At 75.5% G+C, this 26,642-nt stretch carries 21 protein-coding genes; 7 read left to right on the forward strand and 14 right to left on the reverse strand.

Annotated elements, in window-relative coordinates:
* The first annotated feature begins 2 nt into the window (after window positions 1–2).
* Both L1857_RS18670 and L1857_RS18675 read left to right on the forward strand, forming a co-directional pair.
* Window positions 3–1,139 carry a DUF58 domain-containing protein gene (locus L1857_RS18670; RefSeq protein WP_094005428.1) on the forward strand — a complete coding sequence of 379 codons (1,137 nt, stop codon included), beginning with the start codon at window positions 3–5 and terminating at the stop codon, window positions 1,137–1,139.
* A 238-nt stretch (window positions 1,140–1,377) separates the two neighbouring features.
* Window positions 1,378–3,483, forward strand: coding sequence for a transglutaminase TgpA family protein (locus L1857_RS18675; protein ID WP_116115517.1), 2,106 nt, complete (start codon window positions 1,378–1,380; stop codon window positions 3,481–3,483).
* Here L1857_RS18675 and L1857_RS35415 read toward each other — a convergent pair.
* Genes L1857_RS35415 through L1857_RS18695 form a run of 4 tightly spaced genes read right to left on the reverse strand, consistent with a single transcriptional unit; the run spans window position 3,476 to window position 8,779 of the window.
* A complete protein-coding gene (locus L1857_RS35415) occupies window positions 3,476–5,140 on the reverse strand; it encodes a serine/threonine protein kinase (protein ID WP_283258017.1) in 1,665 nt (554 codons plus the stop codon). The two genes, L1857_RS18675 and L1857_RS35415, sit on opposite strands and share 8 nt — an antisense overlap.
* 53 nt (window positions 5,141–5,193) lie before the next feature.
* A complete protein-coding gene (locus L1857_RS18685) occupies window positions 5,194–6,843 on the reverse strand; it encodes a right-handed parallel beta-helix repeat-containing protein (RefSeq protein ID WP_249465761.1) in 1,650 nt (549 codons plus the stop codon).
* The gene (locus tag L1857_RS18690; protein WP_116115502.1) at window positions 6,843–7,544 is read right to left on the reverse strand and encodes a helix-turn-helix domain-containing protein; all 702 of its coding nucleotides are present in this window, start codon (window positions 7,542–7,544) and stop codon (window positions 6,843–6,845) included. Before L1857_RS18690 ends, L1857_RS18685 begins: the two co-directional genes overlap by 1 nt.
* Window positions 7,541–8,779 carry a hypothetical protein gene (locus tag L1857_RS18695; protein ID WP_249465763.1) on the reverse strand — a complete coding sequence of 413 codons (1,239 nt, stop codon included), beginning with the start codon at window positions 8,777–8,779 and terminating at the stop codon, window positions 7,541–7,543. The genes L1857_RS18690 and L1857_RS18695 overlap by 4 nt, the downstream gene beginning before the upstream one ends.
* A 109-nt stretch (window positions 8,780–8,888) precedes the next feature.
* Here L1857_RS18695 and eccD point away from each other — a divergent pair, with 109 nt between their 5' ends.
* Window positions 8,889–10,262 carry a type VII secretion integral membrane protein EccD gene (gene eccD / locus L1857_RS18700; RefSeq protein WP_249465766.1) on the forward strand — a complete coding sequence of 458 codons (1,374 nt, stop codon included), beginning with the start codon at window positions 8,889–8,891 and terminating at the stop codon, window positions 10,260–10,262.
* Window positions 10,263–10,265: 3 nt separating this feature from the next.
* Window positions 10,266–11,660, forward strand: coding sequence for a type VII secretion protein EccB (gene eccB, locus L1857_RS18705; protein WP_094005435.1), 1,395 nt, complete (start codon window positions 10,266–10,268; stop codon window positions 11,658–11,660).
* Between the two features lie 105 nt (window positions 11,661–11,765).
* On the opposite strand, the gene L1857_RS18710 is transcribed toward eccB, so the two are convergent.
* The 10 genes from L1857_RS18710 to L1857_RS18755 all read right to left on the reverse strand — a co-directional run bounded on the left by L1857_RS18710 (window position 11,766) and on the right by L1857_RS18755 (window position 20,673).
* The gene (locus L1857_RS18710; protein WP_094006720.1) at window positions 11,766–12,965 is read right to left on the reverse strand and encodes an IS110 family RNA-guided transposase; all 1,200 of its coding nucleotides are present in this window, start codon (window positions 12,963–12,965) and stop codon (window positions 11,766–11,768) included.
* Between the two features lie 680 nt (window positions 12,966–13,645).
* Window positions 13,646–14,914, reverse strand: a complete 1,269-nt coding sequence (gene mycP / locus L1857_RS18715; RefSeq protein WP_198958219.1) for a type VII secretion-associated serine protease mycosin — start codon at window positions 14,912–14,914, stop codon at window positions 13,646–13,648.
* The gene (locus L1857_RS18720; protein ID WP_094005436.1) at window positions 14,911–15,243 is read right to left on the reverse strand and encodes a hypothetical protein; all 333 of its coding nucleotides are present in this window, start codon (window positions 15,241–15,243) and stop codon (window positions 14,911–14,913) included. Before L1857_RS18720 ends, mycP begins: the two co-directional genes overlap by 4 nt.
* Window positions 15,230–15,589, reverse strand: coding sequence for a YbaB/EbfC family nucleoid-associated protein (locus L1857_RS18725; RefSeq protein ID WP_094005437.1), 360 nt, complete (start codon window positions 15,587–15,589; stop codon window positions 15,230–15,232). Before L1857_RS18725 ends, L1857_RS18720 begins: the two co-directional genes overlap by 14 nt.
* A complete protein-coding gene (locus L1857_RS18730; RefSeq protein ID WP_094005438.1) occupies window positions 15,586–16,074 on the reverse strand; it encodes a hypothetical protein in 489 nt (162 codons plus the stop codon). The genes L1857_RS18725 and L1857_RS18730 overlap by 4 nt, the downstream gene beginning before the upstream one ends.
* Window positions 16,075–16,092: 18 nt before the next feature.
* The gene (locus L1857_RS18735; protein WP_249465769.1) at window positions 16,093–17,748 is read right to left on the reverse strand and encodes a hypothetical protein; all 1,656 of its coding nucleotides are present in this window, start codon (window positions 17,746–17,748) and stop codon (window positions 16,093–16,095) included.
* A 220-nt stretch (window positions 17,749–17,968) separates the two neighbouring features.
* Window positions 17,969–19,453, reverse strand: a complete 1,485-nt coding sequence (locus L1857_RS18740; protein ID WP_116115352.1) for a DUF6973 domain-containing protein — start codon at window positions 19,451–19,453, stop codon at window positions 17,969–17,971.
* A 64-nt stretch (window positions 19,454–19,517) separates the two neighbouring features.
* On the reverse strand, window positions 19,518–19,808 hold the full coding sequence (locus tag L1857_RS18745; protein WP_233157253.1) for a hypothetical protein: 291 nt from the start codon (window positions 19,806–19,808) through the stop codon (window positions 19,518–19,520).
* 32 nt (window positions 19,809–19,840) lie between these two features.
* Window positions 19,841–20,275: a WXG100 family type VII secretion target gene (locus L1857_RS18750; protein ID WP_094005442.1), complete on the reverse strand. Its 435-nt coding sequence runs from the start codon at window positions 20,273–20,275 to the stop codon at window positions 19,841–19,843.
* Window positions 20,272–20,673 (reverse strand): YbaB/EbfC family nucleoid-associated protein, encoded by a 402-nt coding sequence (locus tag L1857_RS18755; RefSeq protein WP_116115354.1) that lies wholly within the window; start codon window positions 20,671–20,673, stop codon window positions 20,272–20,274. The genes L1857_RS18750 and L1857_RS18755 overlap by 4 nt, the downstream gene beginning before the upstream one ends.
* 453 nt (window positions 20,674–21,126) lie before the next feature.
* On the opposite strand from L1857_RS18755, the gene eccCa reads away from it, so the two are divergent.
* From eccCa to L1857_RS18770, 3 genes are read left to right on the forward strand one after another with little or no spacing between them, the layout of a single operon-like run.
* Window positions 21,127–25,083 carry a type VII secretion protein EccCa gene (gene eccCa / locus L1857_RS18760; RefSeq protein WP_116115356.1) on the forward strand — a complete coding sequence of 1,319 codons (3,957 nt, stop codon included), beginning with the start codon at window positions 21,127–21,129 and terminating at the stop codon, window positions 25,081–25,083.
* A complete protein-coding gene (locus L1857_RS18765; protein ID WP_233157254.1) occupies window positions 25,080–25,397 on the forward strand; it encodes a hypothetical protein in 318 nt (105 codons plus the stop codon). Before eccCa ends, L1857_RS18765 begins: the two co-directional genes overlap by 4 nt.
* Window positions 25,397–26,614: a hypothetical protein gene (locus L1857_RS18770; protein ID WP_249465772.1), complete on the forward strand. Its 1,218-nt coding sequence runs from the start codon at window positions 25,397–25,399 to the stop codon at window positions 26,612–26,614. The genes L1857_RS18765 and L1857_RS18770 overlap by 1 nt, the downstream gene beginning before the upstream one ends.
* Window positions 26,615–26,642 lie beyond the last annotated feature (28 nt).

The raw sequence follows: 26,642 nt of genomic DNA on the forward strand, positions 1-26,642 counted from the left end.
GGATGCGGCTGACCGGCCGCGGTCTCGCGGTGCTCGTCGCGGCGGTGCCGTTGCTGGTGTTCGGGCAGTGGGGCGGGTACCCGCTGCTGCGCGCGCTGGGCGCGGTGGCGCTGGTCGCCGTGCTCACCGCGGTGGCCGTCACCGCGCGCGGGCTGGGGGTCGAGGTGCGGCGCGCGGTGTTTCCCGACCGCGTCGAGCGGGGCAGTTCCGCGCTGGCCCGGCTGCGGGTGCGCAACCCCGGGCGGCGGCGGCAGGGCGCGGTCCTGGCCACCGACGGGCTCGGCGGGCGGACCCAGACGGTGCGGGTGCGCCCGCTCGCGCCCGGCGCGGAGGCCACCTACCACTACGAGCTGCCCACCGGGGCGCGCGGGAGGCACCCGGTCGGCCCGCTGACGCTGCACCGGGCCGACCCGTTCGGCCTGGCCGTCAACCGCAAGCCCACCGGCGAGACCTCGGACCTGTGGGTGCATCCGCGGCAGCTCCCGGCCCGGGTGCTGGTCAGCGGCCATCCCCGGCACCACCACGACGGCGCCCGCACCGACGACGCGCTGCGCGGGTCGATCGACCTGCAGGACGTGCGCGAGTACGTGCCCGGCGACGAGGTGCGGCACGTGCACTGGAAGGCGACGGCGCGCACCGGGCGGCTGATGGTGCGGGACCTCGTCGACCCGGAGCAGCCGCGGTTCACGCTGCTGCTGGACACCCGCGCCGGATCGCTGTCGCCGGGCGGGTTCGAGGAGGCGGCCGACGTGGCCGCGTCGCTGCTGGTGGCCTCGGCGCGGGCCGGGTACCCGTCGCGGCTGGTCACCGCGGGCGGGATCGACCTGCCCACGCCCGGCGGCCCGCCCGCGACGCGGCAGCTGCTGGACGAGCTGTGCCAGGTGACGCAGGCCCCGGCCGACGCGCTGGTGCCGGCGACGCTGTCGGCGCGGGGCGGGGCGGGCGGGTGCCTGGTGCTGGTCACCTCGGCACGCACCGGGCCGCCCGCGCTGACCTGGCTGCGGGACCGCTACGACACGATCTTCGTGATCGCGCTGGAGGAGGCGGGATCCCGGGCGGCGGCGGTGCCGGGCGCGCGAGTGCTCCTCGCCCCCGACGCGACGCAGGCGGTGCGGCAGTGGAACGAGGTGACCGGGTGAGGGCGGCTGTGTCCGATGTGGACGGCGGTGCGGCGGCCGCGCGGCGCCCGGCGGCCGCGGCGCACTGCGCTCGGGCGGAGGCGGCCGTGTCCGGTGTGGATGCCGGTGCGGGCGCCGCGGCCGTGGACTGCGGCGGGGCGAGGGCGGCACTGTCCGGTGTGGACTGTGCTGCGCCGCAGAATCCGCTCGGTTCTCCGGCTCGGGCCGGGCGCCGCGGCTCGTGGCGAGGGGTGGTCGCGTGAACCGCGGCGCCGAGCGTGGTTCCCGGATCGTTCCCGTGGCCGGGGTGGTGCTCGCCGCCGTGGTGGCCGGGCTGTTGTTCGCCCCGGTGTTCGGCTTGCGGGCGCTCCTGGTGCCCGTCGCGGTGCCCGCGGCCGTCGTGCTGCTCGTCGTCGCCGTGGTGCGCGGTCCGGGGCTGCGGCCGCTGGTGGCGATGGTGGCCGGGCTGCTGGCCGTCGTCGAGACGACCCTGTGGCCGACCACCGCAGGCGGGCTGCCCACCGGCGAGACCCTGCACGCGCTCGCCGGCGGGGTGTCCCAGTCCTGGCAGCTGGCGCTGCGGTCCACCTGGCCGGCCCGCCCGGAGCCGGCGGTGCTGCTGTTCGTCCCGCTGCTCACGCTGCTCGCCGCGGTGCTCGGCGCCGAACTGCTCCGCCTGAGCCGGCCGCTGGTGGCGCTCGTGCCGAGCCTCGCCGTCGTGGTGCTCAGCCAGTTCTACGCGGCGGCGTCCGGCTGGGGCGCGGTGGCCGCGGCACTGGCGTACGCGGTGGCCGCGGGCGCGGCCACGACCGGGCGCGGGCGGGCGGAGGGGCCGCGTCCGGTGTTCCCGTCGGCGATCGTGGCCGTCGCGCTCGCCGCCGGGTGCGTGGTGGTCGCCGGGGTGGCGGTGCCGGCCCCGCCGGCTCGGTACTCCCTCAAGGACGACCAGCTCGCCCCCCTCACCCCGGTCCAGATCGCCAACCCGCTCGACGACATCGCCTACCGGCTCGCCCACCCGGCGACGCCCGTGTTCCGGCTCGACGGCGCCGCCGGGGTGGACCGATGGGCGGTGGCGGTGCTGGACGAGTTCGACGGCGTCAACTGGTCACCCGGCGGCCGGTACCGCACGCTCGGCAGCGAACTCCGGCCGGGCCCGGAGGTGACCGTGCCGGTCGAGCCGCGCACGGCCCGGATCTCCGCGGTCGACCTCGGCGGGCCGTGGCTGCCGAGCCAGACCTGGCCGGCCGGGGTGAGCGGGGCCGAGCCGCTGGTGGAGGAGCGGCAGGGCACGTTGCTGGTGCCGGACGGCGGCCGCGCCGGCGACTACACCCTGACCTGGTGGGCACCGCAGATCCCGGCGGGCTCGCTGTACGGCGCGGCGATCGACCCGGACGCGCCCGGCGGCCTGTCCGGCGTCGGCGAGGTGCCGCCCGGGATCGCCGAGCTCGCCGACCGAGCGGTGAACGGCACCCGGCCCACGTTCCAGGCGGCGCTCGCGCTGGAACGGTTCTTCCGCGACAACTACCGGCTGGCCACCGGGCAGAACCTGCCGACCGGACATTCCTGGCCGCAGCTGGCGGAGTTCCTGCTGACCGCCAAGCGCGGCACCAGCGAGCAGTTCGCGGCCGCCTACGTGGCGCTGGCCCGGGTGCGGGGCATCCCGGCGCGGCTGGTGGTCGGGTTCCGCGCCCCGGCCGGGCCGGACGTGGTACGCAACGGTGACGTGCTGGCCTGGCCGGAGGTGGCGGTCGAAGGCGTCGGCTGGGTGCCGCTCGACCCGACGGGCACCGCGACACCCGGCGCGTCCGCGGGCGCCGGGCTGGCCGCCGCGACGGCGGGCGCGCGGGCGCAGCTGCCCGCGTCGCAGGACCTGCTCGACCCGCCGGTGGCGGCGGGGGAGGGGAGCGGCGAGGCGCCCGCGGGAGCCGGGCGGTTCCCGTGGGCGCTGACGGGGGCGATCGTGCTCGGCGCGGTCCTGCTGGGCGTGCTCGGTGTGCCGCTGGCCAAGGGCGTGCGTGCCTGGCGGCGACGGCGGCGGGGCGGGGCCGGCGCGGTGGTCGGCGCGTGGGAGGAGGTGCGGGACCGGCTGCGGGGTCATGGCGTGCCGGTGACGGCGGGGATGACCGTGCGGGACCTGGCGACGGCGGCCGCCGGGTTCGTCGATCAGTCCACTGTGGACGAGCTGCGGTCGCTGGGGCGGACGGTGGACCTGGCGCTGTGGTCAGGTGCCGGACCGGACGAGGGCCGGGCCGCGCAGGCGTGGACGGCGGTGCGGCGGGTGCGGCGCGGGCTCGCGCGGCGGGGTGTGCGGGCGTGGCTGCGGGCGGCGTTCGAGCCGGGGACGCTGCTGCGGCGGGTCACTTGACGCAGTTCGCGCCGCGGATCGGTTTCGCCTGGCTTTCGTAGATGTGGGGGCCGTCGGTGCCCTGGATGAGGAAGCAGTACTTGCGCACCGGGTCCACCGGCACGCGGTGGGTGGTGTTGCGCTGCACGAGGACCGTCGTGCTCCGTTCGCCCTCGGCGGCCACGATCACCGCGAAGTCCAGCGCCTCGCTGCTGCGCCAGGACAGCTCGACGTGGTCGCCCTGGTCGACCGGGTCGTCGAGGTCCAGCTGCACCGCCCGCTCCGGAGCCGAGGGCACCCCCGGCGAGCCGATCTGCGGCGGCACGGCCGCGACGTCCAGTTCCTCCGGGGTGTTGACGAGCACGAGCACGGCGGCCACGGCGAGCGCCGAGAGCACGGCGAGCGCCACGAGGACGGAACTGGTGCGGCGAGCCCGCCGCGGCCGATCCCCGGGCCCGTACTCGACGAGCGGCCGCCCCAGCCGCGGCCCGGCCGGCGCCGGGGGTCCCGCGGGTGGCGGCGCCGCGTGCGCCGCCGGGAGCGGCCCAGTGGGCGGCGGACCTGCTGACCGCCGCTGCCCGGTGGATGATGGCCCCGCGGGCCATGCGGCGCCGGAAGGCGCGGGCCCGACCGGCGCCTGAGGCCTGAGAGGGGCGACTGGGGGCGCCAAGGGCGCCTGCGGCACCTGCGCGATTGGCCGCCCCGGTGGCGGGTGGGGCACCTGCCCGCCCGACGGCGACCCACCCTGCGGCGGCCGACCCGGCGATGGCCCGGCCAGCGGCGCCCCACCAACCGGCCGCGCCCCACCCGGCGGCCCACCGAACGGCCCCCCGCCCGGCGCCGTCCCGAAATCGTCGAACGCGGGGCGGATTCCGAGCGCTCGCTCGCCGAAGGCGGCGCCCATCCGGGCGGCCACCGTCGCCGCGTCGAGGGGGCGGGCGTCCGGGTCGCGGGCCAGCAGTGCGGCCACCAGCTGCCCCACGCCGGGCGGCAGGTCGGCCCGCTCCATCGGCGCCACGGGCTCGTGCAGCGCCCGCAGCACCAGCTCGCCCTCCTGCTCACCGGGCCGCCCCTGGTGCGGCGACCGCCCGGTCAGCGCCAGGTACAGCATCGCGCCCAGGCCGTACAAATCCGACCGCTCGTCGGCGGTGCCGTCGCGCAGGGTTTCCGGTGCCAGGAAACCGATGTCGCGCGCCGGGTCGCGGGGGAAGGCCCGGCGCAGCGCCAGACCGAAGTCGGACAGCACCGCCTCGCCCGAGGGCCGGAACAACACGTTCCCCGGCGTGACCCCGCCGTGCACCACACCGGCCGCGTGCGCCGCGGCCAGCGCCGCCGCCAGCGACCGGCCCAGCCCCAGCGCGTCGGCCGCCGTCATCGGCCCGAACGCGGTCACCAGCTCCGGCAGGGACTGCGCGCACAGCTCCATCCGCAGCGCGCACCGCCCGTCGGGCAGGTCCTGCACCGCGTCGGCCACCAGCACCGGCGCCCGGCCGCGCACCGCCGCCAGCGCGCCCAGCTCCGCGTCCACCTGGGCGCGGGTGCCGCGGTCGAGCCGCCCCGGGTAGACCTTCAGCGCGAACGCCGTCCCGGCCGCCTCGTCCACCCCGGCGAGCACACTGGCGCTCGGCCCGTCGCCCAGCGGAACCAGGTCGCCGGGTGCGTCCCCCGCAGCCGTCATGGTGGTCGTCCTCGGAATCACAGTCGCCCTCGCCGCTCCCATGGTACGAACCATCAGGCCCCGACGGCGGCCAGCACGTCGTCGAGCCGCAGTTCCCGCAGCTCGGCGGCGTCCGGAACCCGCCCCAGCCGGCGCAGCCGCCCGGACTGGGCCTTGCGCACGGCCTCGAACAGCTTCCGCGCGTCGCGCGCGTTGCCGAAATCAGGCGCGGCCGACAGGCGGTCGAAGTGCGCGGCGAGCACCGGGTCGGCACGCGGGTCCAGGTCGTAGTCGCCGGCCGTCACCATCCGGCCGATGATGCCGACCAGCTGGTCCGGCGTGTAGTTCTCGAACTCGATCGTCTTGGCGAACCGCGACGACAACCCGGGGTTGGCGGCGAGGAACTGGCGCATCTCGGCGGTGTACCCGGCGACGATCACCGCGATCTCCTCGCGGTGGTCCTCCATCAGCTTCACCAGCGTGTCGATGGCTTCCTGGCCGAAGTCGGCGCCGCTGCCCGTCTGCCGCGACAAGGTGTACGCCTCGTCGATGAACAGCACGCCGCCGACGGACTGCTCGAACACCGTCGCCGTCTTCTCGGCGGTGTGGCCCACGTACTGGCCGACCAGGTCCCGCCGCGACACCTCGCGGAACTCCCCGCCGCCGAGCACCCCCAGCTCGCGCAGCAGCCTGCCGTAGGTGCGGGCCACCGTGGTCTTCCCGGTGCCCGGTGCGCCCGCGAAGATCAGGTGGTGGCTCAGCGCCCCGGTGGACAGCCCGGCCCGCGACCGCCACGAGTTCACCTGGATCTCGTCCACCAGCGAGCGGACCTCGGCCTTGACCGCGGGCAGCCCCACCATGCCGTCGAGTTCGGCGAGCAGGGCGTCCAGCGGGCTCGACCCGCCGGTCAGCGCGGCTGGCTCGGTCGTCACCGTCGCGGTCGCCGAGGACGCGAGCCGCACCGCGGGCTCGGCCGTGTTGGTGACCTCGCACGCTTCGACCGACCCGCCGCAGTGCGGTCCCACGTCGATGCCGACGTCCCCGGCGTCGCGCACCGAGGTCCGGCGCAGCACGGGTTCGCCGCGGTGCGCCACCAGGATCCCGGCCTGGGCGGTGCGGGTGATCCGGCAGTTCTCCACCACCGGCCGCGCGTGCTGGTAGATGTAGAGCCCGCGTTGCCCGCACCCGCTCACCGTGCAGGACCGGATCACCGGGTCGGCACCGAGCCCGACGATCATCCCGTCGGCGGCGACGTTGTCGATGGTCACGTTCTCCACCACCCCGGAGGTGCCCTCCAGCACCAGGCCGTGCTCGGCGCCGGTGACCGACACGTCGGTGATCGCCACCGGCCCGGGCCCGCGGACCGTCACCGCCGGGCCGCGTTCGGCGTGCACGGTGCAGCCGGTCAGCGTCAGCGCCGCGTTCTCGGCCTGCACCCCGGCCGCGCCACCCGCCCGCACGGTCACCCCGTGCACGGTGAGCGCGCCGCCGCGCGCGGACAGCACCGGCACGTCCGCGCCGGTGCCGTCGAACACGACCTCCGCGCCCTCGGCCGCGCGCAGGGTCAGCGTGCGGCCGAGCAGTTCCAGCGTTTCGGCGTAGGTGCCGGCGGCGATGGACACGCACGCGCCGTCGGGCGCGCCGAGCACCGCCTCGCCGACGGTGGCGTAGGCGCCGTGCCGTCCCGGCGCCACGAGGAGGGTCCGGCCGCCGACCGCGGTCATCAGCTCGCCCTCCCCGCCAGCCAGCCGTGCCCGGCGGCCTTGACCCCGGCCTGGAAGCGGCTGCGCGCGCCGAGCCGGTTCATCAGCCCGGCGACCATGCGCCGCACCGTGCGCACGGACACCCCGAGCGCGGCCGCGGCCGACTCGTCCGTGCAGCCCGCGGACAGCAGCGCCAGCAGCTCCCGGTCGCGCCCCGCGAGTTCGGTGGTGGCCGGCGGGTCGGCCGGCGCGAGCGGCACCGCGGCCGGCCAGAGGTGCTCGACGAGTTCGATGATCGTGCCGATCACGCTGGGCAGGCGGAGCACGGCGATGTCCCGCTGCTCGCCGGGCAGCACGGCGAGCGCGCCGTCGACGACCAGCGCCTCGACGGGCACCACCGGCATCGTGCGGATCTCCGCGCCGGCCTGCGCCAGCTTGCCCAGGCGCCGCGCCGGACCGGGCGTCGTGCGCGCGGAGTCCGGGACGAGCATGCGGTAGCGGACGCCGCGGGCGAGGTTGGCGTGGTCGACCGGGCCGAACCTGCTGACCGGGTCGGCGGGGCCGCCGGACAGCGAGCTGACGACCAGCACCTCCCGTTCGGCGGCGGCCAGCTTGGTGGCGACCCGCGCGTGGCGGGACACCAGCGCGCCGGTGGACTGTCCGTTCAGGACCGCCAGTCGCGGCGGGGCCTGGCGTGCCTCGAGTGCGGGCTGGGGGATCATGGCTTTCCTCCGATCGGCAGCGACGCGGCGACGGCCGGTGCGTGCTGGTTGTCCATTCGTTCCAGGTGCAGCCCCGCGGGCGGTGCCCACAGCAGCCGCGTGACGGCGGTGTCGGCGGCGTTGTCGGTCGTGGCGGCGACGCGCAGCACGGCGTCGTGCCCGGGCACGGTGACCGCGACCGTGCAGGCGGCGCCGGGCACGGCGGCGAGCAGCTGGTGCAGCGCGTGGACCCGGGCCCGCGGCGGGCGGGCGCCGAGACCGGTCACGCGCACGCCGATCTGGGTGATCGGGCCGGCCCGCCAGTACCGCCGCTCCTCGGCGACCGCGTCCCGGCCGGGGCCGGTGTGGGTGAGCGCGGCCAGGGTCGCGAGCAGTTCCTGATCGGTCAGGGCGACCGCGCCCAGGCCGGCGCCGCGGAGTTTGCGGTGCGCGCGGCGCACGACGCTGGTCAGCGCGGCGAGCAGCTCGGCGTCGGCGGCGAGGGCCGGATCGCGCAGGGCGCGCACCGCGAGCCAGGCCCGGGTGGCGTCCGTCTGCCGTGGCCCGCGGTGCAGGACCAGCTGGAGCCGGATCGCGGGCGGCTCCCCGGTGCCGGTCACCAGCGCCCCGGCGAGCGCGAGCCGGGCGAACGCGCCGGGATCGTCGCCGGACGGGCGCAGGACCGCGACCAGCTCCTCGTCCCGGCTGATCACCCCGGCCGGCACGCCCGCGAGTTCGGCGGTGCCGACCCGGGCACCCGGGGCGAGGGTGTCCAGCAGGTCCCGCCGGCCCGCGGCGCGCCGGCGCCGCAGCAGCAGGCGCACCCGGAGCGCCACCTCGTCGGACAGCCAGCGGCCCCCGACGCGACCGGCGGTCCAGACCAGCAGCCCGGCGGCGGTGGTCAGCAGGCCCGCCACCACCGGCCAGGGGCGGCCGATGGCGACCAGGCCCAGCACCAGGGCGAGCTGCCAGCACACGATCCGCAGCGCGGGCAGGTCCGGCACGTGCCGGTGCTCCGGGCGCTCACCGGGCGGCTCGGTCTGTTCGGTGGTGTGTTCGGTGTGGACGGTCGCGGGCCGGGCCGGTGCGGGCGTGCCGTGCGCGGGCCGGTTCTGCGGTCGCGGCGGCGCGGCCTGGGCGGGCGCGGGGGCGGTCCGGGGGGCGGCGGCGACGGTCGCTACCGGTTGCCCGGTGGCGCTGGGCGTGGCCGCGGCGACGGGGTGCTGTCGCTGCTGCGCGGTCGTCGTCGGGAGCATGCCGATCACCATGCCGGTCCCAACATGAGGATCCGATGACAACCAGCGCCGTGGCCGGTACCTGCCGGATCCGTTCCGCCGGAGCGCCCGCGAGCCCAGGGTGGGGGCCATGACGACGACGAACCTCGTCCGGGTGACGATCGACGCACCCGCGCGGCGGATCGACCTCGCGCTGCCGGAGCGTTCGCCGGTGGGGGAGATCCTGCCGGGGTTGCTGCGCCGGGCCGGCGAAAGCCTGCCCGACGACGGGGTGGCCGGCGGGGGCTGGCTGCTGCGCCGCGGCGACGGCACGGTGCTCGAGCTCGGCCGGGCGCTGGCGACCTACGGGATCCGCGACGGTGAGGTCCTGCACCTGGTGTCCCGCAGCCTGCACTGGCCCGACCTGGAGTACGACGACCTCGCCGACACGATCGCCAAGGGAGCGGGCCGCACCGGGCGGCTCTGGGGGCCGGTGCACACCCGCGCGGCGGGACTGCTGACCGGCGCGTTCGCCACCGTGCTCGCGCTGGTGGCGGTGGTGCGGGCCGGGCCGCCGTGGGGGACCGCGGCGTGGGCCGCGCTCGGGGGCGCCGTGGTCCTGCTCGCGGCGGGCACCGCGATGGCCAGGGCGCTCGGCGACGCCGGCGCGGGGGCCGCCGTCGCGGCGCTGGCGCTGCCGTTCGCCTTCACCGGGGGAGCGCTGCTGCTCGCCGGCGGGCCGCAGCCGGCCGGGCTGGGGGCGCCGCACGTGCTGGGCGGCTGCTCGGCGCTGCTGATCGCCTCGGTGCTCGGGCAGCTGGCCGTGGTCGAGCGCGCCGAGGTGTTCGTCGCCGGTCTCACCGCGAGCGTCGTGGGGGCGCTCGCGTCGTGGCCGGCGACCACCGACGTCCTGGACGGCGTGGACGGGGCGGCGATCGCGGCCGTGGCGGTGCTGTTGTTCTCCCCGTTGTTCGGTCCGCTGGCGATCCGCCTGGGCCGGGTGCCGATGCCGGTGCTGCCGCGCACGACCGCGGACCTGGTGCGCGACGACCCGCAACCGCCCCGGAAAGCGGTCTACGCCGCGGTCCTGCGTGCCGACCAGCTGCTGACCGGGATGATCGCCGGGGCGGCCACGGTCACCGTGCTGTGCCTGTGCGTCGTCGCGCGGGAGGCCGGGACCGCGGTCGTCGTGCTGCTGTGCGTGCTGGCGGTGGGGTTCTGCCTGCGCGCGCGGCTCTACCCGGCGCTGCGGCACCGGGCGCCGCTCCTGCTCGCCGGGGTCGTCGCGGCGGGCGCGCTCGCCTGCGGTCCCGGCGCGCGGCTGCCGTTCGTGATCACCGCGCCGGTGCTGATCGTGGTCGGCGGGCTGGCCGTGCTGACCGGCCTGAGCCACAGCAAGCGGCTGCCCAGCCCGTTCTTCGGCCGGTACGCCGAGCTGCTGGAGGTGGCGATCGTGCTCGCCTGCGTGCCCGTGCTGTGCGCGGTGCTCGGGGTGTACGGGCTGGTCCGCGGGCTGGGTGGGTGAGCGATGGCGTCCAAACGCGACCTCCTGCAGGCGCACCAGTTCCTCGCGCAGCGGGCCATCTCCGCGCTGGTGACGCGGGAGCCCGATCCGGAGCAGCCGCCGTTCCGCCGCCCGGGCGGGGCCGCGATCGGCAGCATCGTGCTGGCCATCCTCGCCCTGGTCGCGGTCGGGGTGTACGGACTGGTCAAGCCCGGTGGCAACACGACGTGGCGGGACCGGCCCGCGGTGATCGTGGCCAAGGAGACCGGGGCGCGGTACGTGTACCTGAACGGGGTGCTGCACCCCGTCGCGAACTACGCCTCGGCGCTGCTGGCGCTGGGGGAGCGCGCCGAGACGGTGTCGGTGTCGCGCAACTCGCTGGCCGGGGTGCCGCGCGGCCCGGAGATCGGGATCCCGGGCGCGCCGGACGCCCTGCCCGGCCCGGAGCAGCTGCTCACCGGCGGGTGGAGCCTGTGCTCGCGTCCGGTCCCGGATCCCAGCGGGTCCACTGTGGACGAGTCGGTGCTGCTGGTCGGCGCCGGGGCGCCCGGGGGACGGCCGGCGGGGGCGCTGCTGGCCGAGGTGCCCGCCAGCGGCGACCAGTACCTGATCGCGGACGGCTACCGGCACCGGATCCGGCAGGCCGACACGGTGACGGTGGGGCTGGCGTTGCAGTCGGTGCCGCGGACCCGGACGGCCATGGCGGTGGTGGACGTGCTGCCCGCGGGGGAGCCGATCGCGCCGATCCGCACGGCCGGGGCGGGCGGGCCGTCGACGGCGGTGCCGGGGCGGGCGGACATCCGGGCCGGGCAGCTGCTCGTCCTGGACACCGCGGGCAGCCGGGAGCACTACCTCGCCGAGGCCGACCGGCTGCGGCCGATTTCGCCGCTGCAGTACGACATCCAGCGGGCGGACCCGGCGACGCGGCAGGCGTACGGGGGCGGTCAGCCGGTGGGGATCCCGCTGGGCCCGGCCGAGGCGGCGGAGGCGCGCATCGCGCCCGCCGGTGACGCCGGGCCGGGCGCCGCGCCGAGGGAACGCCCCGGGTTCGTGGGCGGCGACACGCTCTGCGCGACGTACGAACCCGGGGCGGTGGCGCCGGTGATGCATGTGGATCCGCGGATGCCGGCCGTCGCGGCGATGGCAACGCCGGGCCGGAGCGCGCTCGGGATGCCGATGGCCGACCGGGTGTACGTCGAGCCCGGCCGGGCGGCCCTGATCGAGGCGATGCCGAGCGCGGGCGCCTACGCCGGGACGGTGCTGCTGGTGACGGACCAGGGGCGGGCGCACGCGCTGGCGGACCGGGCGGTGCTGGGGGTGCTCGGGTACGGGGAGGCCACGCCGGTGCGCCTCCCGGCGGGCATCGTGAGCCGGGTCCCGCTGGGAAGCACCCTGGACCCGGCGGCGGTACTGCACTGAGCGGCGGCGGGCACCGCGGCCACTGATGTCCTCTTGGCGGCGGGGCTGTTCCGGCACGGCCTGAGGTGCGTGGAGGGAGCGCCGGGGGGTGTCCCTATGTGATTGTCAAGCCGCGGCGGGGGCGGGGTCGGGGTGGCGGTAGTGGGTGCCGTTGCGGAGCATGGCGTAGAGGACGTCGCAGCGGCGTCGGGCGAGGCAGATGAGGGCGGCGTTGTGTTTCTTGCCTTCGTCGCGTTTGCGCTGGTAGTAGGCCCTGCTGGTGGGGTCGTGCAGGGCGGCGAAGGCGGCGAGGAAGAAGGCGCGTTTGAGTTTGCGGTTGCCGTTGCGGGTGGGGTGTTCGCCTTTGATGCTGGTGCCGGAGCTGCGGGTGACGGGGGCGATGCCGGCGTAGGCGGCCAGATGCGCCGAGGACTTGAAGGCGGAGGCGTCGCCGACCTCGAGCAGGATGCGGGCGGCGGTCCTGACCCCGATGCCGGGCATCGAGGTCAGGACCCCGGCAAGAGGGTGAGCATCAAGTATGTCCTCCACCTCGGTGGCGACCTGGTTGCGTTGCTGAAGCACGGTTTTCAGGCTGTCGGCGAGTCGGGGCAGGACGGTGTCGGCTGCGGCCGTTCCCGGGACGGTGACGGTCTGCTCGCCCAACGCGGTCCAGATGTCGGCGACGAGTTTCTCGCCCAGGCGGGGCGCGTGAGTCGCTGCGATGGCGGTGACCTTGCGGCGTCCGGCTTTGCGGATGCCTGTCGGGCCGCCGCAGCGGGACAGGATCTCCAGCACCGCTGGGTGCGTGATGCGGGGACCCAGGACACGTTCCAGCGTGGGATGGATGCCGGTGAGCAGGCCGCGGATCCGGTTGCCCAGCCGGGTGGCCTCACCGGCCAGATCGTCGTCGAACCCGACCAGGACCTCCAGCTCGGCCAGGGCCTCGTCACCGGTGTCGACCGGGCGCAGCGTGTGGGGCAGGCTGCGGGCGGCGTCGGCGATGATGAACGCGTCCCGGGCGTCGGTCTTGGCATTGCCCGGGTAGAGATCGGCAATACGCCGCATCGCCAGACCGGGCAGGTAGGCCACCTGATGCCCGCAGGCGCGGGCGACCGCGACCGGCAGTGCCCCGATCGTGGCTGGTTGATCGACGACGACCAGCAGCGGCCCGTGAACGGCGAGCTTGTCGAACAACGCCCGCAGCTTGGGTTCGGTGTTGGGCAGCGGCCCATCGTGCAGCCGTTTCCCGGTCGCGTCCAGAGCGACGGCGTGATGGTCGCCCTTGCCGACATCCAGGCCGAGGAACACGCCATAACTGCTGGTCATGCACAGTGTCTTTCATCCGTCGCGGGTGGTCGCCGGTCAGGGCATCGATGGCCGGCACCCACGCCTGCGACGAGACCTACCCCAAGGGTGGCCGTGTCCCTATTCAGCGGTCCCCCGATGCCACCAGGCCCGGCGACACCACCCCCCGGATCATGACCTCGACTGGGGGCATCAGTCATACCGAACCTGGCGACCACAGCTCCTTGATCAGGAACCACGAAAAAGGTAACGGGGGGGAGAACCGCGGGGGAAGCGCGCCGGGGGAGAGCCGGGGGGAAGAGCGCTGGGGGAAGGAACCCCCGCGGGAAGAGCCCGACGGGACGAACCCGGCCGGAAGGACCTCGCGGGCAGTGCAGGTGGAAGAACCGGCCGGGACGAGCCCGGCGGAAGAACCCGGCCGGCAGTGTGGGTGGAAGAACCGGCCGGCCCCGGGCTTCGGGCCGGAAGAACCCGCTCGCGCTCGGCAGAGTGGCCGGAAGAACCCGGCCGTGCTCGGCAGAGTGGCCGGAAGAACCCGGCCGTGCTCGGCAGAGTGGCCGGAAGAACCCGCTCGCGCTCGGCAGAAGTGGCCGGAAGAACCCGGCCGGCCGTGCAGCCGCGTGAATCCGACCCGCGCTCGGCCGAGCGCGGGTAGCGCGAAGCCCGGCCGGGCGGCCCGGCCGGGCTTTGTGCCGTCCCCCTCAGCGGTCCGCCGGTGGGGGTGGCACCAGGAACATCTCCTCCGGCAGCTCGTCCCGCGCGGGCTCCGCCGGGGGCAGCTCCGCCCGCCGTGCGCGCCAGCCCGTCCGGCGGCCGCGCACCAGCACCAGCGCCACCACCGCCCCCACTCCGGCGACCACCACGGTCAGCACCGCGAACATCCGCGCGTCCGACGTGCTGCCCGCCCACCACGCCGACAGCCGCACCTGGGCCGGGTCCGGCTCCGGGCGTGGCACGGCAGGCAACGCGGCCGGCGGGGCGTCCACGAGCACGTCCGTCAGCGCCCGGTACGGGTTCACCATCCCGGCGCCGTAGGCCCCGCCACCCGGCGACGGCGTGGCGGTGGCCAGGATCCGCTCGGCCACCTCCGCCGCCGGCAGATCCGGCCGCACCGACCGCACCAGCGCCGCCGTCGCGGCCACGAACGGCGCGGCGAAACTGGTGCCGTCGCGGTACTGGTGCCCGTCCACCCGGGCCGCGCACAGCACGCTCGCCCCCGGCGCCACCACATCCACCTGCGGCCCGACCTGGGAACTCGCCAGCCGCACCCCGGCCATGTCCACCGCGCCGACCCCGAGCACCCCGTCGTAGCCCGCCGGATACGTCACCGGGCCCGGCGCCGTGCCCTCCTGCCCGTTGCCCACCGCCGCCACCACGACCACGTCCCGCTCCACCGCGTGCCGGATCGCGTCCCGCACGAAGGGGTCGTCCACGCCGCCCGCGACGGACAGGTTGATCACGTCGGCGCCCGCGTCGGCGGCGTACCAGATCCCCCTGGCGAGCACCTCCGGGTCGATGCCCTCGGTGCCGCCGTCGCTCTCGCTGATCCGGACCGGCAGGATCACCGCGTCCGGCGCGAGCCCGGTGAACCCGGCGCCGGCGACCGGCGCGGCCGCGATGATGCTGGCCACCCCCGTGCCGTGGGAGACGCAGTCGAACCCGCCGGGCAGGTCGCCGACGAGGAAGAAATCCTGGCCGGGCAGCACCTTCCCGGGCTGCCGCAGCTGCGGGTGGTCGGCGTCCACCCCGGAGTCCACCACGGCGACCACCACCCCGGCCCCGGTGGCGTGCTCGTGCACGGCGCGGAAGTCCAGCGTCTTCTGCGCCCACGGCAGCTCGGTGACGACCGGGCTCGCCGGCGCGGGATCGCTGCCGCAGGCGCCCGGCGGCGGCGCGGCCGCGGCGCCCCCCGGACAGACGACGACGGCCGCCGCGATCGCGGCGGCCGTCGTCAGGCCGATCGTCCTCATGACGGTTCGTCACCCGTGCCGGTGAGCCGCCGCACCGAGCCCGTGCCCTGCTGCTCCGCCGCCAGGTAGTCGGCCACGCAGCCCATCGCGTCGTCGCACAGGCGGGTGTAGCTGCCGGGAATGGCGTCGGCCCTGGCGGTCAGCTTCTCCGCGATCGGCAGGTACTTCTCCAGGAACGCCTGCGCGAGCACGTCGGTGCCGAAGCGGCCCTGCGCCGCCTGGATCGCCTGCTTGTGGTTCGCCCACGCGGAGGCGAAGTTCTCCCCGGCGGCGCGCAGCTGGTTGATGCTGCGGGTCACGGCGTCCGGGTCCATGTCATAGTCGGCCATCGCCACACTCCTCGATCTTCTTGTCCAGCTGGGTGATGAAGGGATCGGTGTGCACGTCGGTGTGCTCGTACTTCGCGCCGGGCGGCAGGTAGCGGCGGACGATCTCGAACAGCTGCCGCCGCGACTGCTCGACCGCGTCCCGCACCGTGTCCACAATGGATCTGCCGAGCGCCTTCGGGTCGGCCGCCCGGTAGATCCGCGGGTCCAGGTACAGCTCCCGCAGCTCGCCCCGCCCGGCCACCGTGACGCTGACCAGTCCGTCGGGGGAGTCCGCGGTCACCTCGATGGCCGCGATGCGGGTGCGGGTCTCGAGCAGTTCCGCGCGCAGTCGTGCGTGGTCGGTCATGGGGTCTCCCTGTCCTCCTGATCGCTGCCCGGCCGGATGGAGCCGAGGAACTGCCGGAAGTCCTCCGCCAGCTCCGGGGCCGCGGCGCTGGTCGTGGCCATCACGAACCGCAGCACCGCGCGTTTGCCGTGGTCCTCGGTGTCGTGCAGCGCGAGGAACGCCTGGCAGTGGACGACCTCCGCCGCGGCCGGCGCGCGGACGAGCAGGACCTGCGCGAGCCCGGGTGCGCCGGCCGTGCCGACCGCGGTGTGCTGCAGCACGTCGACGGTGGCGCCGGACTCGCGCAGGTCGCGCACGGACTCGCCGGCGATCTCGGCCAGGCTCGCGTCGCCGGGCCGGAAGCCGCCGCCGGCCGCGATGACGGCGTCCGGTTCGGACCGCACGCAGGCGACCGTCCCCAGTGGCGATCCGGTCTCCGCCGGCTCCGGGGGCCGCCAGCCGGGCGGTACGGCGAATCCGACGGGGAACGGCATGCTGGTGAACACGGTGGGCTCCTCGGCGCGCTAGTAGAAGGTGGGGGAGGGGATCGCGGGGCCGGGGTTGCGGAAGCCCTCGGCGATCGCCGATCCCAGATCGGCCAGCGTCCGGCCCGCCCGCTCCGGATCGATGACGATGTGCCCCTCCACCTTCCCGCCGATCCCGAGCGCGGCGCCGATCTTGCCGCCGACCACCCACTGGTTGTTCTCGTTCACCCCGAAGCTGACGCCACCCTCGAGCCCGAGCCCGAGGATCCGTTCGGCGCGGCCACCCACGCCGATCCCGCCGTACTCGGCGAACCCGCCGGCACCGGCCCGCACCCCGACCGAACCGCCGAGCTCACCACCGAAGAACCGCGGTCCCACGTCGAGTTTCGCCTTGCCCTCCAGGCCCACCGAGGCGGTGACGTCACCGACCACGGTCACGTCGCCGACGGTGGCGCGCCCGACCAGCGACGATCCGGCTCCCCACGCGGCCTTGCCTTCGAAGCGGCCCGCCTTGGGGGTCGGCGTGTCCAGGTACTCGGTGTACCACCCGCCCTGGTTCGGCAACTGGTCGCTGCGCCACGCCGTGGCGTCGGCCGTGACGTGCACGGGCACGTCCTTGCCGGCGAGTTCCAGGTTGCGCTGCCCGGAATCGAGCTGGATGGACGCGTCCCGCACCGCGTCGTAGTTCACGACCGCAGACGGATCGGTCAGCTTGCTGCGCTCGGCGTTGTCGCCCGTCTTGTTCGCCCCGGACAAGCGCTCCCGCCACCCGTTCTTCCCTTCCGCGACGGTGGTTTCCAGCCGGTGCGGGCGCTCCACCGGTCCCCGTTCGTACTGGACCGGCGTGACGCTCCAGCCCTGTTCCCGGAGGGCCTGGCTGACCTGCTCGGTCGGTTCGCGCAGCGCCCCGAACGCCTGCTCGGTGCCGTGCATGAACTGTTCGCCTGCCCGGCGCATCAGTTCCGTGCCCTGGTCGATCAGCTCGCGGTCGCGGGTGATCGCGTCGCGGGCCACGCGGTTCTGGGTGGCGTCGCTCTCCGGCGGGGGCAGGGTCGCGCCCGCCAGTTCGTAGACCGGGTTGTCCTGGTCGACCTCGCCCACCCGCGTCGAGCGGACGCCGTCCTGGATCCGGGCGCCTTCGCCGAGGTACCGGCCGAGCGCGTCCATGCCGTCGCCGAGCGCGGCGGCGTCGGCGGCCTGGGCGTTGACCTGCTCGGCGTGCTGTTGCCCCGCCGGGTCACGCCAGTCCGCCTCGCCGGTCGCGCGGGTGGTGTCCTCGGCGGTGCCACGCAGGTTCTCCGCGGTCCGCGTCGCCTGGTCGCCGGCCTCGGTCATCGCGCCGGTGTCGGCGTCGGACAGCGGGTTCTCGCCGAAGACGCGCTTGCCGAGTTCACCGCCGGGAGTGTCGCCCGGGGCGGAGTTGTCGTTGCGTGATGGCGCCTGCTGGTCCGGCTCGGTCCGGGGTTCTTCCCGATCCGCGGCCGGTGCGGACGCGGGCTCGGCCGAATCCGCCGGTGCCTGCTCGGCCGAGTTCGCCGGTGCCTGCTCGGCAGGTTCCGCCGGTGCGTCGTGGGTTTGCTCCGCCGGCGCGGGTTCGGCCGGTGCGGTCTTGGCCGGTTCCGCGGGTGCGCCCTCGGCGGGCGCCGGTGCGGCCCCGGCCGGTGGGTTGCCGCCGTTTCCTGATGACTCGGGCACCTTTGCACTCCCCTGAACCGTCGCCGATTTGCTCGGAGTCTCGGTGCTCCAGTGTCGTGGCCGCGGGAGGGGCACAGTGGACGGTGACCGGTTCCGGCCATCACCGCCCGGAGGACGTGGGCCCGCGGGCCTGGGGGACGCCCGGCCGGACCTGACCGTGGACAGTGAGCACGGCACAGCGGCGTGCGGACGATCCACGCCCGCACGCCGCCGGAGACCCTCACCGCGGGAAGTCCTCCGCGCCGCCGCTGGGCACGAGGCCGGTGTGATCCTGGTTGAACACGACCAGTTTCCCGTCGCGGATCGCCTGCTCGATCACGGCCCGGACGTCCGCGTCCGTGGCCTGGGGCCCCAGCTCCGTCGCGATCCGGCGGCCGATCGAGTTGTTGTACAGGTCCATCGCCTCCTGCCGTTCCGCGAACAGCGGGGGCTGCTTGTCGACCGGGTCTTCGGGCCGCCGCTCGTGCCCGGTGCCGACCTGCTCAGCCGAATTCTCGCCGAACTCCCTGGTCATCAGCGCGTTCCAGTAGGCGTGGCGGAACGCGTCGCGGTGGTTTTCGCCGGTGCCCGCGCGGCCGCCCTCGGGTCCGGGGCCGTCCGGATCCGGGAAGCTCTGCTCGCCGGCGGTCTCGGCCTCCTCCTTGACGCCGAGGTGGCGGATCGTGTTCTGCGGGTTCACGACCATCGCGTCGAGGAGCGGGATGCCGGTGATGTCCTCCCTCGTGCTCGCCCACAGCTCGCTGGGGGTGAGCTTTTCGCCCAGGATCGGCAACATCCTGTCGTCCCCGGTCTGGTAGTCGCGCAGCAGTTCCTCGTCCGTGGGCGGGGTGGGGAGGTTCGCGACGACGTCGGAGCGGGCAGCCTGGTCGAGCGCGCGCTGGGCGTCGTCGAGTTCGCGGGCGGCGTCCGGGACGGGGCCGCCGGGTTCCGGCGCCGGTTGACCGGCGTCCCCGGTTCCGGGCGGTTGCTCCGCTCCGGCGAGGCGGACGTTCGCCCAGGCCGCGTCCGCGTTCCGCGCGGTCTCGGTGCGCAGCCGCAGGTTCGTCTCGCGTGCGGTCTGCTTGACCCGCTCGGTGGCGAGGTCGGTCTCCGGGCCGGGGCCCATCGTCGCGTGGGCGAGCCCCGCGTCGGTGTCCGCCTGCCGTGCCACGTTCTCCATGTCGGTACGGGTGCGCGCGTAGTCGTCCCGGATGGTCGCCAAGGTGCCGGTCACGGTCCGCGCGTCCTGAGCGACCTCGTCGGTCTCCCGCAGGGTGGACTCGGCGCGCTCGGACATGGCGGCGCCGCTGCCGTCCCGCCAGGCGCCGGGCAGCTCCCGCGTCCCGGCCCGGGCTTCCTCGCCGGTCTGGTCCGCTCGCTCGGCGACGGGTGCCCACCCGTCGTGCGCGGCTTGCACCGGTTGCGGGTCCGGGGGCGGCACGTCCGTGAGGATGTCTCCCGCGACCCCACCGGTCTTCTCCGCGCCGTCCACAGTGGACTCGTCCGGACGGCCGGTGCTGTCCCGCTGTTCGGCACCCGGTGTGTTCTCGCCGGCCGGGGTGTTCTCGGCCGCCGGTCTGTCCGATGCCGGTTCGCCGGCCGGGGGCGAGCCCCCGTTCTGCTCGCCCGCGCCCTGCCGCGTCTCGGCAGACTCCGGGGTGCTCGCGGGCGCGTCGTTCCGCGGTGCCGTCGCGGTGCCGCCACCGCCGGATGTTGCCTCACCCATGTCAGGCTCCTCGGTACGGATGTCCCGGTGCGCGTGGTGCGCACCGGGACATCACGTTCGTGGCTCAGGCACCCAGCCGGGCACACGAGCGCTGCACCGCGCCCATGTTCTCCTGGTTGCAGGTCTGGACGCCCTGGTTCATCGCCTGCAGCAGTTCCTGGCCCGCGGCCATCACCTGCTGGCAGGCCCTGCTGATCTCGGCGAACTGCCCGCCGGCCGCGTCGAGCCAGTCGCTCTCGCCCATCCCGGAGGCCTGACGCCAGGAATCGATCGACTGCTGCACGCCCTGCACACAGCCGTTCATGCTGGACGACAGGCCGTCCAGCGCACCGAACATCGCGAGTTTACGGGTCACGAGTCAACTCCTTTCCGTTGTGTGGTGCCCGGTCACAGGGCGCGCAGCACGCCGGCGAACGCGTAGGTCTGGCCGGACGAGCCGTCACCGGCGCCCGAGGCGCCGCCGCCGAAGCCCGACCCGGATCCGAGGCCGGAGCCGCCGAACCCGGACCCGCCGTCGCCGGCGCCGTTGAAGCACCGGGCGCCCTGCTGGTCGACGTCCATGTAGTCGTTCACCGCGAACTGGGTGTCCTCGCCCAGCTTCTGCAGCTTCTCGCACAGGTTGCGGATCGCCGCGTCCCACTTCTTGTGGGCCGCGACCAGCGACTGCGACTGATCCATGCTCCACTGCGCGGGAATCACGGCGTTCACCTCCCCGTCGAGCTTCCCGCGCTGCGATTCGATTTCCTGGACCACCACGGCCGCCATCTGCACCACCCTGCTGAGGGTTTCGGTGTTGGCGTCCAACAGACCGTTACCGGTCACTGGATTCTCCTTCCGTTTCCGCGGCTTTCGCCGCCCCCGACGCTAGGCCGGGCACGGCCGCCGGCGGGCGGGCGCGGCACGTTCCTGCCAGGCGCGCCGGGCGGCAGGTACTCCCGGGTGATCTCGGTGATCTGCTCGCGGCTGTCGTCCACGGCGTCCCGGATCGTGTCCAGAATGGACGCGGCGAGCGCCTTCGAGTCGGGTGACCGGAAGAGGCGCGGGTCGAGGTGCAGCTCGGTCAGCTCGCCCCGGCCGGCGACCGTCGCGCTGATCAGGCCGTCCGGCGAGTCGGCGGTGGCGGTGACGTCGGCGATCCGGGCCCGGATCTCCAGCAGGTCGTCACGCAGCCGCCGGTAACTGGCGCGGCGGGCCTCGTGGTCGATGGTCGGCAGCTCCATGGGCCCAGCATCGCCGGCCGCTGGACACGCGTGCGGCGCCGCGGCACGTTCCTGCCACCCGGCCGCGATGCCGCGCACCGCGCTGCGGGCGACCTGGACGGCTCGTGGCACAGAGAGCCCGGCAGCCAGGCCACCCGAAGCGGCCGGCGCGGCCGGCCGCGGGGAACAGGCGGTCCACACCCAGCAGATGGCCGAGATGCGCGAGCACGCCCGGCTCGCCAACGAAGCGCTGGCCCGGGGCTGTCGGCGGACCCACGACGAGCCCGGTGGGCTCCCACCCTGCTGTGGCCGGCCGATGAGGAGATCGACCGGTTCGCCCGCTTCCGGGAGTTCTTCCTGGCGGTCACTGGCGCAGGCCCGGCCCGACCGGCCGCGGCACGTTCCTGCCATCACCGTCCGCGCCGGAGCCGGTCCCGGGGATGATCGGTGTCCACCAGCGAGAGGGGAGACGCGATGGGGACCGTCGTCGTGCGCAGGCCGGTTCGCCGTCCCGCGCCGGAGCAGCCCTCGGGTGAGCTGATCCTCGACGCGCCGCCGGAGATCCCGCGCCCGGCGGGCCGCCAGTGGACGCAGGTGCTGATGGTGATCCCGATGATCGCCATGATGGCGGCGATGATGCTGCTGTTCACCGGCAGTTTCGGGCGCGGCTCGGGGGTGCTGCGGCTGGTCGTCTTCGGGCTGTTCGGCGTCGGCATGCTCGGCATGATCGCCGTGTCGCTGCTCAACTCCGCCGGCCCCGGCAAACGCGAGATGGCCCAGGAACGCCGGGCCTACCTCCGCCACCTCGGCCAGCACCGGCTGCGGCTGACCCGCGCCATCCACCAGCAGCGCGACGCCATGGTCTACCTGCACCCGGAACCGGAGTCCCTGCTGACCCTCGTCGCCAGCCACCGGCTGTGGGAACGGCGCCCGCTCGACGCGGACTTCGGCGTCGCCCGCATCGGCACCGGCCCGCAACGCCCCGCGATGACCCTGGTGCCACCGGAGGCCAAACCCCTGGAGCAGCTGGAACCGCTGTCCGCGCTCGCGCTCCGCCGCTTCCTCACCACCTACACCGCCGTGCCCGGGCTGCCGCTGGCCATGGCCGTCAACGGGTTCAGCCGCATCCACGTCACCGGCGACCCCGCCCGCGGCGCGGCGCTGGTGCGGGCGGTGCTGGTGCAGCTGGCGTCGCTGCAGTCGCCGGACGACCTGCGGATCGCGGCCTGCCCCGCGCACACCGCGCAGCCGGCGTGGGACTGGCTCAAGTGGCTGCCGCACGCCCTGCACCCGGAGCGGACCGACGCGGCGGGCCCGCTGCGGCTGGTGGCCACCTCGATCGTGTCGATCGAGGCGATGATCGACGACCTGATCGGCGAGCGGAAGCGGTTCGACCCCGCCTTCGACGACCGCGAGGCCCTCCCGCACGTCGTGGTCGTGCTCGACGGCGGGTCCACCGCGGGCTCGGACCAGCTGATGGCCGACGGCGGCCTCGACGGCGTCACGCTCGTCGACCTGCGCACCCCGCCGCCGCGCGCCCTGGACCCGGCGACCATCGTCCTGCACGTCGCGGCGGACGGCGCGCTGTCCGGCGAAACCATCGACGGCACGGTCGAGCTGGGCCACGCCGACGCCCTCGACATCCCGGCGGCGGAGGCGATCGCCCGGCAGCTCGCGCCGCTGCGCGCCACCGCGGCCGGGCGCGGTGAGCAGCCCCTGAGCACCGATCTCGACCTGGCCGAGCTGCTCGACATCGGCGACCCCCGCGCGTTCGACCCCGGCGCCACCTGGGTGCAGCGCCCGACCCGCGACCGGCTGCGGATCCGGTTCGGTATCGCCACCGACGGCACCCCGGTCGAGCTGGACCTCAAGGAGTCGGCGCAGGACGGCATGGGACCGCACGGGCTGCTGATCGGCGCCACCGGCTCCGGCAAGAGCGAGCTGCTGCGCACCATCGTGCTCGCGCTCGCGGTGGCGCACCCGCCCAGCTCGCTCAACTTCGCGCTCGTCGACTTCAAGGGCGGCGCCACCTTCGCCACGCTCGACGAGCTCCCGCACACCAGCGCGGTCATCACCAACCTCGCCGACGAGCTGCACCTGGTGGACCGCATGACCGACGCGATCAACGGCGAGCTGCTGCGCAGGCAGGAACTGCTGCGCGCGGCCGGGAACTTCGCCTCGCTGCGCGAGTACGAACGCGCCCGCGCCACCGGCGCGCCGCTGCCCGAGGTGCCGACCCTGCTGGTGATCTGCGACGAGTTCAGCGAGCTGCTGTCGGCCAAGCCCGACTTCATCGACATGTTCGTCCAGATCGGACGCGTCGGCCGGTCGCTCGGCGTGCACCTGCTGCTGGCCAGTCAGCGGCTGGAGGAGGGCCGCCTGCGCGGCCTGGAAACCCACCTGTCGTACCGGATCGGGCTGCGCACGTTCTCCGAGATGGAGAGCCGGACGGTCCTCGGCGCCGGCGACGCGTTCAAGCTCCCGCGCGCACCCGGGCACGGGTTCCTCAAGTGCGACAACGAATCCATGGTGCGGTTCCGCTCGGCCTACGTCTCCGGGGTGCACCGCGCCCCGGCCGCGGGGACGGCCGAGCACGGCGACGACGACGTGCTCGACCTGCTGGAGTACACCACCCAGTACCTGGCGCCCGCGCTGCCCGCCGACACCGCCGCGGAGACCCCGGACGAGGACGACGCGGTCGGCGAGAGCCTGCTGGACATCCTCGTCGAGCGCATGCGCGGCCGCGGCACCCCCGCCCACCAGGTGTGGCTGCCCCCGCTGGCCGAATCACCCACCCTCGACGGGCTGCTGCCCGGCCTGAGCCACCGCGACGACCGCGGATTCGGCTCGCACGAACGGCTCGCGGGCGCGCTGCAGGCCGTCATCGGGATCACCGACCGCCCGCTGGAGCAGCGCCGCGACCCGCTCGTGCTCGACCTGTCCGGCGCGGCGGGCCACGTGCTGGTGATCGGCGGGCCGCGGTCGGGCAAGAGCACCGCGCTGCGCACGATCATCACCAGCCTCGCGCTGACCCACACCCCGCGCGAGGTCCAGTTCTACTGCCTGGACTTCGGCGGCGGGACGCTGTCCTCGATCCGTGGCCTCCCGCACGTCGGCGGGGTCGCGGGCAGGCAGAACCCGGGCGCGGTGCGGCGCACCATCGCCGAGCTGCGCACCCTGATCGCGCGGCGCGAGCGCGCCTTCGCCGAGGAGGAGATCGACGGCATGCCGGCCTACCGGCGGCGGCGCGGGACCACCGACCCGTGGGGTGATGTGTTCCTCGTCGTCGACGGGTGGTCCACGCTGCGCGGCGAGTTCGAGGACCTGGAGGCGGCGGTGACCGACATCGCCGCGCGCGGGCTGTCCTACGGCGTCCACGTGATCGTCTCCGCCGCCCGGATGTTCGACCTGCGGATGAACATCCGCGACCTGTTCGGCAGCAAGCTGGAACTGCGCATCGGCGATCCGATCGACAGCATGGTCGACCGCGCCTCGGCCATCAAGGTGCCCGAGGACGCGCCGGGCCGCGGGGTCACCACGAGCAGGCACCAGATGCTGATCGGGCTGCCCCGCATCGACGGCAGCGACGATCCGGCCGACCTCGGGGACGGCGTGCGTGCGCTGGTGGACACGGTGGTCGCGGCCTGGTCCGGCCCGCCCGCGCCGCCCGTGCGGCTGTTGCCCGCGCAGCTGCCCTACGCGCAGCTCGCCGGCGAGCACGACGCGGCGGCGCACCGGCTGGCGGTGGGCCTGGCCGAACACGACTTCGGCACGGTCCACCTGGACTTCGGCGCCGACCCGCACGTGGTGCTGTTCGGCGACACCGAGGCGGGCAAGACGACGTTCCTGCGCTCGGTGGCCCGCGCGATCACCGACGCCTACGAACCCAGCGGGGCGCGGCTGATCATCGTCGACCACCGGCGCGGCCTGCTCGGCGACGTCGCCTCCGAGCACCTCATCGGGTACGGCACCGACCGGGAGACGACCGGCGGGCTGATGCGGCAGGTGGCCGAGGAGATGCGGGTGCGGCTGCCCGGCCCGGACGTGACCCCGGAGCAGCTGCGGGACCGCGGCTGGTGGCGTGGCCCGGAGCTGTTCGTCCTGATCGACGACTACGACCTGGTCGTCAGCCAGACCGACAACCCGTTCCTGCCGCTGGTGGACCTGTTGTCCCAGGGGCGCGACATCGGCCTGCACGTCGTGCTGGCGCGCCGCACCGGCGGCGCGAGCCGGGCGCTGTTCGAACCGTTCCTGTCCCGGCTGCGCGACGTCGGCTCACCCGGGCTGCTGATGTCCGGGGACAAGGACGAGGGGCCGCTGCTCGGCGGGCTGAAACCGGAGCTGCTGCCGCCCGGCCGGGCGTGGCTGACCGGGCGGCGGCACGCGCCGCGGCTGGTGCAGCTGGCCTGGCTCGCCAAGGACGACCGGTGAACGGAGAGCTCATGTGTGAGGCGCTGGACGGAAACCCGGAGGCGATGCGCGAGTTCGCCACGCGGATCGGGACGCTGGAGCCGGCCGCGGTGGCCGAGCCGCCCGGCCCGGCTCCGTGCGCCGGTGGCATGCAGGCGTGCGGGACGTTCGCCGCCGCCGACGCCGTGGCCACCCTGGCGCTCGCGCGGTTCCTGCTGGAGACCCGCGAGGCGGTGGGGGCGCTGGCGGAGGCGGCGGCCGCGGCGGCGCGGGACTACGAGGCCGGTGACCACGCGGGTGCGCGCGCGTTCGTGTCCGTCTTCGTGGAGGAGTGATGGAGTACGCACAGCTGCCGGCCATGGTGCAGTTCGCGCTCGCCGACGTGGAGGCGCACACGCACCTGGAGCGGGTCGAGCAGGCCGCGCGGATGTGGCGGGACGTGGCGCGCGAGCTGCGGGACACCTCCGACGCGCTGGGCCGCGAGCTGGACCGGTTGCGTCCGGAGTGGACGGACGGGACCGGGACGGAGTTCGCCGCGCGGGCGCAGCGGTGCCGGGCCGCGGTCGACGAGGTGCTCGGACGGATCACGGCCGCCCGGCCCTGGGTCGCGCTCGACGACCTCGCCGCCCAGCTCCTGCTGACCCGGGGCAAGGTCGCCGGGACGGTGGAGCAGGGCACCGCGGCCGGCCACGCCGAAGCGGCGGGCCACCTGGGCGAGCTGGACCGGTACTTCCTCGCGGCCGCCGAGGCGGTCCTGGCCGCGGCCGGGGGCGACCAGCCCGCCGGCTGCTGCGCCCCGCCGGGGTTCGTGCTCACCGGCGACACCGCACCGCCCGGGCCGCCCGGCGCGCAGCTGCCGCCGGGGAGCGTGTCGATGCCGGGACTGGTGGCGGTGCCGGCCGGCGGATGGCGGACGGCGCCGGGCGCTGGGGGTGCACCCGCGCGTGGCGGGCGGGCCGAGCCGCACCGGCTGGCGGGCGGGTCCCGGTCCGGTTCCGCCGCCAGACGCCCGCGCGCCGGGTCCGGAGGCATCGGGTCCGGGGGCGCGGGTGCCGGAGGCGCTGGGGCCGCGGGTGCCGCGGCCGGGCCGGCCCGGATCGAGCGGGCCGCCCACCCGGTACCGCTCACCGGCGCGCCGCCGGTGCCCCAGCCCCCGCAACCGCCGGACCTGGCGAGCGGGGCGAAACCGGCCACGCCCGGCACGGCCGGGGCGATGGTCCCGCCGATGATGATGCCGCCGATGATCCCGGGAACCACCGCCTCGACGACCGGCCGCCGATCGGGCGTGTCACCGGTGGGGGAGGAGCGGCGCACGCGCGCCGGCCAGGCGACGCCGGGTGTTCCCGCGCGGCTGCGGGGCCGGTCCGCGGTCGCCGACCCGGCCGCCGCCGGCTACCGGCCCGTGGTGATGTCCGGGAAGGCGGCCACCCCGCCGGAGCCGGAGACGCTCGACCGCGAGGTGTGGCAGGTGGCGAACCCGGGTGCGGTGTCGCCGCTGAAGCCGGAGGTCCCGGAGCCCGAGCCGCGGCGGGTGCGCCGCCCGCGCGTGTGACCGTCTCTTCGCGGACGGCAGGAACCGG

The sequence above is a fragment of the Amycolatopsis thermalba genome, assembly GCF_023376025.1.
GTDB lineage: Bacteria > Actinomycetota > Actinomycetes > Mycobacteriales > Pseudonocardiaceae > Amycolatopsis_E > Amycolatopsis_E thermalba.

Coding starts and splice junctions, on each gene's coding strand:
- mycP (WP_198958219.1), bottom strand. CDS start 14,914: ATGAGGACGATCGGCCTGACGACGGCCGCCGCGATCGCGGCGGCCGTC.
- eccD (WP_249465766.1), top strand. CDS start 8,889: ATGACGACGACGAACCTCGTCCGGGTGACGATCGACGCACCCGCGCGG.
- L1857_RS18755 (WP_116115354.1), bottom strand. CDS start 20,673: ATGGAGCTGCCGACCATCGACCACGAGGCCCGCCGCGCCAGTTACCGG.
- L1857_RS18710 (WP_094006720.1), bottom strand. CDS start 12,965: ATGACCAGCAGTTATGGCGTGTTCCTCGGCCTGGATGTCGGCAAGGGC.
- L1857_RS18695 (WP_249465763.1), bottom strand. CDS start 8,779: ATGCTCCCGACGACGACCGCGCAGCAGCGACAGCACCCCGTCGCCGCG.
- L1857_RS18690 (WP_116115502.1), bottom strand. CDS start 7,544: ATGATCCCCCAGCCCGCACTCGAGGCACGCCAGGCCCCGCCGCGACTG.
- L1857_RS18740 (WP_116115352.1), bottom strand. CDS start 19,453: ATGGGTGAGGCAACATCCGGCGGTGGCGGCACCGCGACGGCACCGCGG.
- L1857_RS18770 (WP_249465772.1), top strand. CDS start 25,397: ATGGAGTACGCACAGCTGCCGGCCATGGTGCAGTTCGCGCTCGCCGAC.
- eccCa (WP_116115356.1), top strand. CDS start 21,127: ATGGGGACCGTCGTCGTGCGCAGGCCGGTTCGCCGTCCCGCGCCGGAG.
- L1857_RS18725 (WP_094005437.1), bottom strand. CDS start 15,589: ATGACCGACCACGCACGACTGCGCGCGGAACTGCTCGAGACCCGCACC.
- L1857_RS18685 (WP_249465761.1), bottom strand. CDS start 6,843: ATGACCGCGGTCGGCGGCCGGACCCTCCTCGTGGCGCCGGGACGGCAC.
- L1857_RS35415 (WP_283258017.1), bottom strand. CDS start 5,140: ATGACGGCTGCGGGGGACGCACCCGGCGACCTGGTTCCGCTGGGCGAC.
- L1857_RS18720 (WP_094005436.1), bottom strand. CDS start 15,243: ATGGCCGACTATGACATGGACCCGGACGCCGTGACCCGCAGCATCAAC.
- eccB (WP_094005435.1), top strand. CDS start 10,266: ATGGCGTCCAAACGCGACCTCCTGCAGGCGCACCAGTTCCTCGCGCAG.
- L1857_RS18670 (WP_094005428.1), top strand. CDS start 3: ATGCGGCTGACCGGCCGCGGTCTCGCGGTGCTCGTCGCGGCGGTGCCG.